A 13984-nucleotide genomic window follows, 5' to 3' on the forward strand; every position below is an offset into this window, starting at 1 on the left:
TTTCAGGAGGCTGATGAAATGAATATGAATGAACAGATCAAGCTGTGGAACGAAGAGGCGCAGGCTAGTAACGCTGATCATCCTCACCGAAAGGTTGAATTGTTTATCGAGGTACGAGATGGAGCACTGGAGTCTGTTGTTCCTTATCTGAACCAACAGGATTATCGTCATGTAGCTCTGGTAGAAGATGAGCATACTTCGGCGGCGGCTGGAAAAAAAGTAGCTGAGCTGATCCGGGAGGCAGGTTTGACAGTTGATGTAGTTCGCTTACCTCCGAATGCTGTAGGGGATGTCATTGCTGATGAAACCTACATTATGAAAGTGCTGCTGGGTGTGGCGGATAAGAGTCAGGCTGTACTTGCTGTAGGCTCCGGTACGATTCATGATCTGGTTCGCTTCGTATGTTATAAAATGAATCGTCCCTTCTTGTCAGTACCGACGGCTGCCTCGGTGGATGGTTTTACCTCCGCAGGCGCACCACTGATTGTGGACGGTAGCAAGCAGACATTCCAAGCAGTTCCGCCAGAGGCGATCTTTGCTGATTTGTCCGTGCTGGCAAATGCGCCACAGACGATGACTGCCGCAGGTTTTGGCGATATGCTTGGTAAGTTCACCTCACTAGCGGACTGGCATGTTTCCAGAGATTTGGGAAACGAGCCGTATTCGCCTGTGGCTAATCGCATTACCGAGGAGGCTTTGCGTGCCTGTGTAGAGCATGTCGATGAGATTGCGGCAGGCAGCAAGGCTGGTGTCGAGGTATTGATGAATGCGCTGATTGCATCCGGTATTTCGATGCTGATGATAGATCATTCCCGTCCAGCGTCAGGGGGAGAGCACCATATTTCCCATCGAATTGAAATGGATTTTATTGCAGAGGGACGCAAGCAAGTTTTGCATGGTGCTAAAGTAGGCGTAGCATCCGCATTGCTGTCTGACCTGTACAGGGATTTAGCATCCAGTCAAGATGTAGAGGCTTTTAAGGTGTATCAGGCTTTGCCTACGTCGGAGCAGATGCGTGCATGGCTGGCTCAGGTCGGAGGCCCATCTACCATTGCCGAGCTAGGAGTTACGGAGGAACAGCTCGCTCGTGCATTGCGCACGGCTCATACCTTGCGTGATCGCTATACTGGGCTCAAGTATATGAACGAACATCAATTGCTTCGTTCGTAATGTGCAACATCTACGTAAATTGTCCTTAGATATTCAGCCAATCTTGTGTGGCAAGGAAGGGATAAGCGAATGGGTTTACACCTCCGGCAGCAATACGAGGATATCCTGCTCCTGTGACATTTGTATGTACAAATGAACGGTATGCTATAATCGTGGAATATAAACAGGTACACGATATTGCGAGTACGGAGGAAATTATGGCGCCAAAATATATACAAGTTAAACAGGAAATTTTGTCCTGGATTCATTCATCCAGACTTGAGCCGCAAAGTCAGCTTCCATCTGAGCATGAAATGTCTGAACGTTTTGCCGTTAGTCGGCAAACGGTGCGTCAGGCGCTGGGTGAGCTGGTGCAGGAAGGCTGGCTGTTTCGGATGCAGGGCAAGGGAACCTTTGTTGCGACACGTGACAGTAAACAGCCCGAAGATCCAAAGATTATTGGAGTCATTACAACCTATATTTCGGATTATATTTTCCCATCCATTGTACAGGGAATTGAATCCAAATTGAGTCGCCAGGGCTACAAGATGCTGCTGTCAAGTACAGGTAATGACCCTGAGCAAGAAAGTCAGTGCCTGGAAATGCTGTTAAGTCAACCGCTGAGCGGAATTATTATTGAACCGACCAAAAGTGGAGAGCGTAACCCCAATCTGAACTATTATTTAACCGTGGAAAATCGCCAAATCCCTTATTTGATGATCAATGCGCGTTATGAAGAAATGGATGCGCCATGTCTGCGAGTAGATGATGAAAAGGGTGGTTTTTTGGCGGCCGAGCATCTGATTAAGCTGGGACATCGACGCTTGGCCGGATTTTTCAAAACCGATGATATGCAGGGGATTCTTCGTATGAAGGGATTTGTTGCCGCTCACCGCAAATACGGAGTGACATTACACCCGAACGCAGTAACGACTTACCGGACAGAAGAAAAAAATGAGATTCCGCTACAACGTGCGTCGAGGCTGCTGGCGATGGAGGCGGGGGAGCGTCCTACTGGATGGATGACCTATAATGATGAGTTGGCTGTTCGACTCCTGGATATTGTACGTTCGGCGGGTCTGAATATACCCAATGATCTATCGCTGGTTGGGTTTGATGATTCGTTTTTGGCGACAGCAACAGAAATCAAGCTAACGACAATTCGGCATCCAAAGGAAGAATTGGGGTTACGTGCTGCCGATACCATGCTGTCGATGATTGAAGAGAAGGGGTACCATGAAGAAGATCGTCAGTTAATTCTACCGCCTGAGCTCATCGTTCGTGAATCTACAGGGCCTGTCCAGGTCATGCCTGGAGAACACTAGGCTGGGAGATCAGTCACTTTTATTACTTAACATGTAAGGACAGGTTAGTAAGTATACAGCTGTAACGCTTCATATTTGATGGGCATGGTTCTCGCCATACCGAACAGTCTGTTTTCTGGATTGCAGAAATAGACTGTTATTGTTATATCTTTTCTGAAAATAAGTACATAAATCTATCGAAAAAACATAAAAAGGTTAGCTAAGTTGTACGTACAACTATATAATGAAAGCAGAACCAAGAATAAAGGGTCAATGCAATCGGTCTGTAACCGTTCTCTGTTGGTCGACACTAACCTGACAGGGCTTATTGTCGGGTATACGTTGCTGACGTAACCGGACGGGAATTTATTTAAGGTTGCAGCTTCCACCCAAACTCCTGCGCTGGGTGCGGCCATGTTCGCAGCAGTGGCTGCGGGAGCTGAAACTGGAGGATACAATGATATCATCGAAGCAGCGCGTCATATGGCACGTGTACGGGACGAGAGCTTCAAACCGATCCCTGAGAACGCGGCCGTGTATGATAAGCTGTACGAGGAATACTGCCGTCTTCACGACTACTTTGGACGTGGAGGCAACCCGGTGATGAAAAAGCTAAAGTCCATTAAGGAAGAAGCCGGACGTTCAACTGAAGCGGCAAGCATTCATTCTTAAGATACTGACAAAATATAAGCAAGAAATATTTAAAGCTCTGTTATCTAAAAAGCACAGTACACCGAGGAATCGGCAGACTGTGCTTTTTGCAGTTTATTTTCTGTGAAATTACATGATGTGAAAGTCTCAGCGAATGAAAGATGGTAATGCGTTCCTTTCAAAGACTTTCATGAAAATTACAAACATTTCTCTTTTACGGACATTTTTACTTTTTCAGCATGGCATCAGCAAACAAAATGGATTTTGGAATACGGAAAAACTGTTCCGCCTGATCCTGGAAGGTTTGCGAAGGAACGGTACCCTGATGCAACCATTTCCGAAATGTACCGGGGTGAACTCCAATCCAATGACTCACATCGGTCACCGAAATATCATGTACCATGCATAGACCCGCCAAAATCCGATTTTTAACCGGAGAGCGAGTCACAGTCCGTTTCATAAAACGGGACGGCGCTGGTTGACAGATGAGTGGTGAACGCCGGACAACCTCTTCATTAAATAGGATATGGTGCGGATAACCAAGTGTATTACACGTCTTTTCCAGATTAGTGTTGCCGGGAATGCGACCTTCATATACCCACGCACTGACACTACGGGAGGAAATGGAAAGCTCCTCGGCAAGTTGGGACAGTTTAATGTCATTAGCCATCAAAACGGCAAGCAAAACGCGATTGCGCACCTGACAGCGTGTTGGTTTACGAAAACGTTTGACACGCACGCCTTTTCCCAAATATTTGCGATTGATCAGAGACCACGCCTGAATGGAATGTTTATCTTGTTGTTTAGGCATATACCCTCCGATTTTTTTAAACACATACTACTATACCCGAAGGGGGGTTTGCAAGTGGCTCCTCTCCTGATTTTCTTTTAATCCCATGGGCTTAACCGGTTTATGGAAAATAAGGTCCATTTGGCCTATAAAAATGGAAGTTTAAGGTGCCGACATATTAAAATGTGACATTTTTAATGGAAATGGAGGTAACATGTTCTTCTCTTACAATTGTAAGGATGTACAGAGATAAAAGTGGGTCCTTGCAGCCCGACATGGATTTTTTTGACGAGAAAAAAGGAGGTTATACAGCTAGATGATTTGTAAAAAGGTAATGGTATGGTTTCTGACGGCACTTTTAGCAACAAACACTTTGCTGTGCTTGCCTAGTGTGGCAGGAGCGGAAAAACAAGATTTAAAGGACGGAATGCAACTGGATCAGGCAGGTTTGGTACAGGAGGAGCAGGAGCTTTCTGATGAAACAGTTTCTTTCAATCCGCCTACCTCTGCAACAAACAGCGTTTATAACGCACTCATGATGAGTTTGGCAGCGGTGGAGTATACGTCAATTGTTATCGAACCTGGGGAAACCTATGAATTCGAGAATACAGATACGATCAGTAAGTCCATATATAGCAACGCTTCTCAATCAAAAGGCATTTTGTACGATAGTGTAAGTTACAAAGAGGACGGAGACATCAGCACTGTCCATATGGACTATGGCATAAGCCCCATTGGTGTTCCTGGGGGAGGCACAGCGTTTATTACGAATACAGGAACAGCAGCATTAACCGTAAAAGTAACGGACGTCTTCACCTACAGTACATCAGAGGACCCGGCACTAGAGCGAGTTACGGTCTCTAAGAATGAAAGCTACCGGATTGTGAATGAAGGATGGACAGCCCGTTCCATTCAGCATGATGGGTCAAATGCAGACAATCGTCGTTTTGATTATGCAAAATACAAGGCAGACGGAACTTTATCCGCTTCCGCCCTTAATAGTATTGCTCATCCCACTTTGGGTGATGGCGAGGAACTGATTATTACAGGTTCCACTACCAATGCGGTGACCTTCGGATTTCCATACGGCAAATACAGTATAGAAAGCACCGGCGAGCCGGCTTATGCGCGGGTTACCCTAAATCAGGGGGAAAGCTACCAATTTATCAATGTGGGAACCCGATTGGATACGGTGGAAAGTGACGGTACATCTAAAGACAAACTTGACTATGTTGTTTATTTGGCAAACGGAACAGAGGCCTCCCGCGGCAGTGGCACTACGGCGAAGCCGCAGATTGCTGTGGACAGATACGCGGTAATTACCCAGGTCACTGCAAACCCGGTGACATATGGGGCTCCATATCGCAATTTTATTGCCCGTCCAGTGGGTGGAGATGCAATCAGCCGTGTGGAGCTTGAGGTAGGCAAGAGCTACGTTTTCCACAACAATGGTACGCTGATGAATCCGATCTACAATAACTCCAAAAAGGTAGGAAGCTTGTTCGACTATGCTATTTACAAGCCGGATGGAACGGTAAATTCCTCTGGTTTTAACAGCCAGTCTGGTCCCATGATCCCGCCTTCGGGATATGCCATTGTGACTGTGATTGGTCCGAATCCTATTATCTTTGATTATACAGATGATTTTTCCTGGGAAACGAGTAGCCATCCTGCTTTCTTGCGGGTAACACTTTCGAAAGGTGAAAGTTATGCTTTTACCAATATTAGTGATCATTTGAGGAATCTGCACAGCACAGCCAAAACTGTTAAAGGAAAATTTGATGTGGTCCTGTATAAAGCAGATGATACAGAGCAATCCAGGCGCAATACCGGGAACTCAACCTTTTTGGTTGGCGCAGGTAAAAAGGCTAGTGTGACGGTAACCAGTGACACGCCAATCACGTTTGGGGGTATCTATCGGAGCTTTAAGGCCAGCGAAGATGATAATGGTATTGGGCAAACGACGCTGGAGCCGGGAGATTCGTACATTTTCCGCAATCATGATAGCAAATCGAATTCATTGCGGCATGACAAAAGTAGTGGAAGTGCACGCTTTGATTCGGCAAGCTATCGAGGGCTTCGTTTACTGACATCAGATCATTTCAACAATACAGTGGACCCAGAGATTGTTGCGGGCGGTGAAGCCATTGTCACCAATGTATCCGATCGGCCAATCACCTTTATTTACAGCAGTAAGGTAGAGGCTATGCTTAACGCACAGGCAGCCTTCCATCGAATTACATTGAAACGCGGTGAAAGCCGGAAATTTATAAATGTTAGCACTTTGGACAAGGCCCTTGACGTCATTTCAGTCAGCGGTATGAAGTGGAATTACATGAATTACAAGGCAGACGGGACGGTATACAGTCAGGCCAGTGATACGACTCAATTGCCGTTGGTACAGGCTGGTGGATATGCCATTGTAACGACGGTTTCGGATGTGCCAGTGACTTATGGAGCTGTGTTAGGAATATTCGACGTTGAGGATGCTCAGGTGCCGACAGGCAATCAAGTCACTGTCAAGCAGGGAGAAAGCTATGTATTCCATAATACTGGTTCACAGACTTCCTCATTAACCACAGATGCACAAGACGCAAGCCGTCTCTATGACTATGCCATATATGAAGAAGGTAGCGGTGTAAATTCCAAGGTGGATAGAGCAGGTATGGATGGTTCTCTACCTGAAATCTCACTTGGAGCAGGAGGTACGCTTGTTGTAACCGTCACTTCACCACAAGCTGTAACCATTCATTTCAACAATGACATTAAAGCAGATCCAAGCACAGAACCAGCGTTATTAAAAACATCTTTATCTGGCGGCAAGCAGGAAGTATGGATCAATCGTGGGAGCCAGGAAGCACCTGTTTTGACGAATGCGAAAGCAACGGGTGGAACATATCAGTTCACTGTAGCAGATCGTGCTGGAAAAGTGATTAGAGAACATAAAGAGGCTACAGACAATCAACAGCAAGTGCCAGCTAACGCAAATATTCATCTTGCCGTAGCTGCACCTACTCCTGCTGTTAACTTTGGAGCGCCTTATCGTGTGTTTGCTGTAAAAAATAACGATGACAGCAAGCTGGACGAGCTCATTGAGCTTATAGATAAGGAAGCTGACTTTACGGCAGGCCAACAAGGGAAATATCGGTTTACACCCAAAGAAGACGGGACTTACCGTTTTGCGGTGAAGGAGAAGTCCAACTTTGCTGCGCAGCAACCCATTGTAAGCTTGTTTACGGACCCTAATTTTAGTAACCAGCTTGTCTCTTCAACAGAGCAAGCACAAATATATGGTTGGGATTACACGGTCTTAGAGTACGAGATGAAGGCAGGCCAAACGGTTTATGTGAAACTGTCAGAAAATAATAGTGGCGCATTACAAACCGTAATTAAGGCAGCCCATATGGCGCTTGGCAAGGATACTTCATATGAATACGGCAAAGGAAACCGACTGAATAAAGTTATCTTATTCACCGGTGATCAAATTCAATTGGATTATGATTTAAACGGAAACATCATTAAACGGACAAAAAAGGTATTTCCTTTTACAGATTAAAAGGATGTCTTGGCTTCGAAAAAATATAACAGATCATTAGATGTATAGGCATTATTAATAGGGGTGAGCGAGTGTTTAAACGTTATATTTGTAGTCTACTATGTGTGCTGATGTTACTGGGTTCATGGAGCACATGGGCATATGGAGAAGCAGGTCGTGGAGAGGCAGCAACTTCTCAATCTTCTTCGTCTTCTACTCCGCAGATTATTACCAGAGCTTGGCTTGCACAGCAAACAGGTAAGGATCAGGCGTGGGTCAATGCACAGTTATCCAAAGGCTATACCTTATATGATATTTATAAAGCATGGCAAAAAGATGGTGGAGAAAATTCATTACCAGAACAAAGTCCAAGCTTGTGGGTACAGCAGAATGGACTGACATTGAGCACAAATACAAAGGTGGAACCATCCGATGAGTCGGCTGCACTGAAGGAGGGCGAAAAGCCCACTCAGGCCGCCCAGGATGAAAAGGCAACTCAACAACCGCTAGATAAGGAAGAGGATAAAGCGCCGGCTCCAGACACGACTGAGATGGTTATACCATCCATACCCCGTGTAAATGATTCTGTATATGCGCTGATTCCAGGAGAATACAGTCTGATCGGGCAGAATTTACTTCAACAAAGTTTGTTGCAGGTATCTGCTACAACAGATGTGTATGCTCCTTTTGATCAGGCGGCGCTTGCACAAAGCAGGCTAAGTGATGATACGTCTCGTTATGGAATGGACCATGGTGACAACAGTGTGTCCACCGCTTCAGGACAGCTCGTTGTTCAAAATACGGATTTGGTACTGCCGGGGTCATTGCCCTTTGCATTGACTCGTGTGTATAACAGTTCATTGGCAAATAATCAGATTGGTGTGCAGCAAAATGAAGGGTTGTATACAAACACAAGTGCCATCCGCGAGGAAGAAGCAGCTTCTGGTCTGGGGAGAGGCTGGAAATGGGATCTTCCTCATATACAGAAACAGGATGGTAAGCGGTATTTGTATATGCCGGGAACAGGCTCATATGAGGTAAAAGATGATTTGCAGCTTGAAGGATATGCCTACAAAGATCTGAAGATCAGTACAGATCAAAGCGCAAACGTGCAGGGGGTAAGCAGTGCGTACAAAATAGCAGTGCTAAATGGAAATAACTATTATCTGGATCAGGACGGTTATTTGATTTTAATCCAGGATGCGTATAAGAATCAGGTGGAATTTGATTATACAAGTTCTGGTGGAGCAAAGCTCATTCGTTCGATTCGAAATAATGATGGCAAAGAGCTTGACTTCACTTACAATGCTGGACAGCTTGTTGTTAAAGAACAGGGCACAGACCATCAGTACACCTATCGTCAAAGTGGCGAGGGAAGCAGCAAGGTGCTGTCAGAAGTGTTGGATTCTCTTTCCAGAAGCACAAGCTATGCGTATACATTCATGGACGCTCCTTTTAATGTGGTCGTAGATGGTGAAGGAAAGACTGGAGCCCTACAGCAAAATGCATCGGCGTTGCTTACACGAATTGTACGACCTACTTCATCGATCACAGACATTCGTTATGAAGCATTTAACAAGCAGATAGGTGTATACGGTACAGAAGGCGTGTTCAAGGTGGTTTCACGCGCTGATATGTACAGTACAACCGCAGGCAATCGTTTTTTAAATAAAATTGATTTCACCTATTCCGGAGAAGATCTAGCCAACTATGGGAAAAACGCTGAATGGACGGTGGTTGCCAAAGGGACACGTACAGCGGAAACCTTCCATTTTGGTAAAGTCTTTAGAGGTGATAATACACCAGACAAGCTTGTTCTTAACCGCTATGATCAAGAGGGTGATTCTACCGGCTATCATATAAACTACATATATAATGATGCCATGGACTGGAATTTGCCTGTGCAAATGCAAGAGTCGTATACGGAGGGAGGTTCTTCGTCAGAACCTGTAACCACCTCCTATGACTACAATGAATATGGTCTTCCACTAAAAGTATCCCAAAGTACTGGATTGGAGACTGTTCATACGTATAAAACCTCTAGTGAGCCTTTTTTCTGGATTCAACCTACCCAGACGGTTACTAAAATAAGTGAAGGAAAAACTGGAACGACAGTTCGAACTTATAAAGCAGAGGGTACATTGTATGAACTGAAAAACTATGAAGGTACAGAGCAAGGGAAGCTTTTATCAGATACCTATACTTTTTACAATGCAAAAGGGAATGTAAGTGGTCAGAAAGTTCTTATTGATGACAGAAACTATACGGATGTTTCGATTGATTATACATCTCCCTATGGTTCTCAGCTCCCAACAAGACAGCTTTTGCCTAAAGGTGTTGAGTATACGTATGATTATTATCCGACTGGGGAAATCAAGTCCCAAACAGATGCCAAGCGCAAAACAGAGTCCTACGTATATGACGCTTTGGGACGTGTAACGAAGGTTACTTATCCGGATGGAACTCAGACGGTTGTGGTGTATAAGGATGATACGAACGATGTCACCGTCACCGGACCAGATGGAGTAAGTGCTGAAAGAATGTATAATCCATTCGGACAGATGCTCCAGCAGCAGGTGGGTGATGCGATTTACGGATATGGTTATGATGATCATGGAGATATGGTAGAAAGCACGGATGCTGAACAAGCAACCACTCGCTATGCCTATGATGCCTTTGGACGACCTGTGAAGACGACCTATGCGGATGGAACCACAGATACCGTGACTTATAACGCAGTGGATCGTACTGTTACTCAGACGGATGCGTCCGGTTATCGTGTGCGTGAAGTATCAGATGCTTTAGGTCGTGTGACTTCCACACAAGAAGCTAAAAATGGATCATTTCAGCCGCTGGAATCGTTAGCTTATAATTATGCGGGTATGGTCACTAGCCGTACAGACGGTAATGGTCAACGCACGCTCTATGATTACGATGCTTTGGGACAAATGACCTCGGTCACTGATCCATCCGGACAGCAGGTCAGCTATGTGTATGATCTAGCCGGGAATTTGAAGACCGTTCAGTTTCCTGATGGGCAAAAGAATGTGTATTCATACGATGAGCTGGGCAGACGTACGTTACTTGAGAAATCAAGCGGAGGAACTACGTTAAATATTTACGATACAGATGGAAACATCACCCGTATGTTGACAGGAAAATCGGAGGCCATTACCTTTCAATATAACGCTGACGGATTAGTTACCGAAGCGGCGGGTCCCGATTTTAAAACCAATTACACCTATGACAGCGCAGGACGAAGAAAAAGCATGACTGATGGTCAGGGAACGACCTCCTATGCCTATGATCCATCAGATGGAGCCTTGACTGGGCTGAAGTACCCTGATGGTACGCACATCAGCTATGAATACAACAAGCAGTCTCGTACAGGCTATGTGCTAACAGATGCTGCTGGCACGTCTATGCACGTTCAATCCAAGCTGGACAGTGTGGGCCGAGTTACCCAAATGGACATTAGCGCTGGGGCCGGTGCGGCAAATGTACAGAGTTTGGGAGAAGCGAGTGCTGCTGCGGGTGGATCCCTGGATAGCATGACGTTTGAGTATGCACCGAATGGTTTGCTGAAAAGTCAGGCTTCAAGCAGAGGACTGAGTACGCGATTCAGCTATAACGGACTGGATTTGTCCGGGGTTACGGTGGAGCAAAGTGGTACGGCATTACACCAATTTGGGTATGAACGCGATGGGAATAAAAACATCATTGGTCGTACACAAAACGGAACAACAGACCAGTTTGGATATGACCCGTTAAACCGTATTGCCAGCGAAGCCGCAAGTGAGAAGAATAAGACCTATGGCTACGATCCGAATGGAAACCGAAGCGCCGAAGGCAGTGGCAAAGTGTTCGGTATGAAGAACGCTGAATATACGTATGATTCTGTCAGCCGTCTGACAAAGGTGAGCGGTGAAGGCAAAGAGGTCGGGTACAGCTATAACGGAGACGGTCTACTGTACGAGCGTACAGAGGGCGGAAAAACGACTCGGTATTACTATGACGAAGAAGCGAAGCTAATTGCGGAAGCCGAGGTCCAAGGTGGAACAGCGAAAATCATCTACGCTTATGTGTATGACTTGTCCGGTCAACTGTGGGCCAGACAAGACAAAGCAAGTGGACAACTGCAATACTATCAGTTGAATGGCCACGGTGATGTGGTAGGACTAAGTGATAGTTCGGGCAAGGAACTGAATAGCTACAGCTACGATATCTGGGGTGGCCCGGAGAAGGTCAAAGAGACCGTTCCGAACGTGTTGCGTTATGCTGGCGAGTATTGGGATGACACGACCGGGCTCCAGTACCTGCGGGCTCGCTGGTACGACCCTGGCACAGCTCGTTTTATGGGCGAGGATACGTATCAGGGAGAGATCAGCAATCCGCAGAGCTTGAACTGGTATGCGTATGTAGCCAATAATCCGCTTGGATATGTAGACCCTAGTGGGCATGAACTTATGCCTACGACTAAAGGCGGAATATTTTATACTAACCAGAAGACGGCTATTCATTGTCAAAGAGTAGGCATGGGGACATGCTGGAATGAGTTTAAAGCAGGAACTATTCAGGCATCCACGGCTGTAGCCAATTTCTTGATTGTAGATGATATAAACACGATACTTGATCCCAAATCGTCCGCATATGACAAAACACTTGCTCTGGCAGGATTTATACCTGTTGGTAAGTTTGTTAAAGGTGGAAAATTGATCATACAGCTGACGAGTAAGGAGGGAAGATATGTTGAACGTTCTGTTGAATTGACAGAAAAAAATCTGAAATCAGCCAAGGCACTCCCTTGTAATTGCTTTACGGCGGGGACTAAAGTTCAAACAGACGAAGGGGAGAAGAATATCGAAGACATTGAAGTCGGAGATAAGGTTCTCGCCAAGGATGAAGTAACAGATGAACAGGCTTACAAGGAAGTCACGCATCTGTATCGAAATGATAAGGAGATCACCTATGAACTTACGGTAGGCGATCAAATTATCGAAACAACCGAAAACCATCCGTTTTGGGTTGAAGGTAAAGGTTGGGTCTTAGCAGCTGACTTACAGGTAGGGAATAAGCTACAGCAAAGCAACGGAAATACCTTGACGGTGGATAAAATCAATATTGTAAAGCATGATGAGAAGGTTAAGGTGTACAATTTTACAGTCGATGACTTCCACACCTACTTTGTTAGTGATTTGGGGATTTGGGTTCATAATATCAACTGTAATCCTTTTGATCTAACAAATTCTAACTTGTCAAAATGGAATAAAGGAAGTTTCGATTCCGTAGGGGATTCGGCAATCTCTCACTTTAAGAAGCATGGGACAGAGGTAGGGGCCGAAGATGTAGCCCAATATATCAGAAAAGCTGAAGGGTTTGCTCAAAATCTGCGTGGTGCTACAAAAAAACCTGTGGATGGAAAAGTACAGGGAGTAATTAGATACAAGAAGAATGGAAAGTATATTGATTTAGCCCCGGATGGTACAATTATTTCGTTTGGAAAACAATAAAATGGTGGGTGGTATTTTGGAACATTGGAAAACTATGAATATTACAGGTATTTCCAGAATTGAGAAATGCGTTGCGGAATTTCAAGTTTGGGAGTTGAATAAGATTCCATTTGGAAAATTTAAGGTAAAAGTCTACGAGCGACCGAATGGTACTTTCGCAGGTTTCACGAATATCCAACTTAAAAGTCTTGAGGATGATTCTGCGGAGAGTGGAGTTGGGTTTGGTAAGACAATCTCAGAAACATTAGAGGATACAGTTAAATATTTTATGGGTATGCTTAACGCAAGAGATAATCTTTCCGAAGATGATTTTGATTGGTCTCATCCCGATGATTTTTAATATTGTTGACCTCAAGGGGAAATCTGGTCAATACCCCATTTTATAGACACTGAAAAAAGACCCTAGGCTATAAGCTGCTTCCGATACTCTTTCGGAGGCAGCTTATTTAACTTTCGTTGTGGGCGACATTGGTTGTAAAATCGAATATATTCTTCTATTCTCCTTTGTGCCTCGTCCATATTTCGGATATCATATGGGTAGAGCCCTTCCGTTTTGAGATGCGAGAAGAAGCTCTCCATCGAGGCATTATCATAACAATTGCCTCGGCGAGACATGCTGATCCGGGCGCCAACCTTTGGCAGCATGTCATGGTACGCATGGGACGTGTACTGGAATCCCTGGTCGCTGTGAACGATGAGGCCAGTCACGTCTTTTTGCTGTTTAAAGGCTTGTCGAAACGTCTGTAAAACCAGTTCGTTATCATTTCTATGGCTCATCTGGTACGCGATAATTTCGTTATTGAACAAGTCTTTAATCGCAGACAGATATAGCCAGCAATCTCCCACACGATATTGCGTGATATCTGTGACCCATTTTTGATTAGGTTTGTCCGCCTTGAAATCCTGTTTTAGCAGATTTTTCGCCATACGACCTTTCGTAGAGGAAGCATAGTTGCAGCGATGTTTCCGGCGAATTTGTGAGCGGATTCCCAAGACCTGCATGAGCCGGAGTACCTTTTTATGGTTCATCCAGACTCCATGATCG

7 protein-coding genes and 1 pseudogene are annotated in these 13984 nt (G+C 45.2%); 6 read left to right on the forward strand and 2 right to left on the reverse strand.

The genetic code is table 11. The features are described 5' to 3' along the window. Positions 1–18 precede the first annotated feature (18 nt). The 3 genes and pseudogenes from G9G53_RS03645 to G9G53_RS03655 form a co-directional block, all read left to right on the forward strand. Positions 19–1170 (forward strand): sn-glycerol-1-phosphate dehydrogenase, encoded by a 1152-nt coding sequence (locus tag G9G53_RS03645; protein ID WP_165145374.1) that lies wholly within the window; start codon positions 19–21, stop codon positions 1168–1170. Positions 1171–1367: 197 nt separating this feature from the next. Next, positions 1368–2474, forward strand: a complete 1107-nt coding sequence (locus tag G9G53_RS03650; RefSeq protein WP_039270176.1) for a GntR family transcriptional regulator — start codon at positions 1368–1370, stop codon at positions 2472–2474. 351 nt (positions 2475–2825) lie between these two features. Beyond that, positions 2826–3125: pseudogene (locus tag G9G53_RS03655) on the forward strand (FGGY-family carbohydrate kinase); the annotation flags it as partial. 205 nt (positions 3126–3330) lie between these two features. Here the strand turns inward: G9G53_RS03655 and G9G53_RS03660 are convergent. Then, a complete protein-coding gene (locus G9G53_RS03660; RefSeq protein ID WP_007429779.1) occupies positions 3331–3915 on the reverse strand; it encodes a helix-turn-helix domain-containing protein in 585 nt (194 codons plus the stop codon). A 295-nt stretch (positions 3916–4210) separates the two neighbouring features. Between G9G53_RS03660 and G9G53_RS03665 the strand changes: the two genes are divergently transcribed. From G9G53_RS03665 to G9G53_RS03675, 3 genes are all read left to right on the forward strand, one after another. After that, entirely contained in the window at positions 4211–7450 is a 3240-nt protein-coding gene (locus G9G53_RS03665) for a hypothetical protein (protein ID WP_165145377.1), read from the forward strand. A gap of 71 nt (positions 7451–7521) precedes the next feature. Next, positions 7522–12939, forward strand: coding sequence for a polymorphic toxin-type HINT domain-containing protein (locus G9G53_RS03670; RefSeq protein ID WP_238794810.1), 5418 nt, complete (start codon positions 7522–7524; stop codon positions 12937–12939). A 16-nt stretch (positions 12940–12955) separates the two neighbouring features. Further along, positions 12956–13279 carry a hypothetical protein gene (locus G9G53_RS03675; RefSeq protein WP_069292099.1) on the forward strand — a complete coding sequence of 108 codons (324 nt, stop codon included), beginning with the start codon at positions 12956–12958 and terminating at the stop codon, positions 13277–13279. Positions 13280–13341: 62 nt separating this feature from the next. On the opposite strand, the gene G9G53_RS03680 is transcribed toward G9G53_RS03675, so the two are convergent. Next, positions 13342–13984 (reverse strand): IS3 family transposase (locus G9G53_RS03680; RefSeq protein ID WP_165145380.1); only part of this gene is annotated, 643 nt, incomplete at its 5' end.

The organism is Paenibacillus sp. EKM206P (assembly GCF_011066155.1).
Classification (GTDB): domain Bacteria; phylum Bacillota; class Bacilli; order Paenibacillales; family Paenibacillaceae; genus Paenibacillus; species Paenibacillus polymyxa_D.

Coding starts and splice junctions, on each gene's coding strand:
- G9G53_RS03660 (WP_007429779.1), bottom strand. CDS start 3,915: ATGCCTAAACAACAAGATAAACATTCCATTCAGGCGTGGTCTCTGATC.
- G9G53_RS03650 (WP_039270176.1), top strand. CDS start 1,368: ATGGCGCCAAAATATATACAAGTTAAACAGGAAATTTTGTCCTGGATT.
- G9G53_RS03665 (WP_165145377.1), top strand. CDS start 4,211: ATGATTTGTAAAAAGGTAATGGTATGGTTTCTGACGGCACTTTTAGCA.
- G9G53_RS03645 (WP_165145374.1), top strand. CDS start 19: ATGAATATGAATGAACAGATCAAGCTGTGGAACGAAGAGGCGCAGGCT.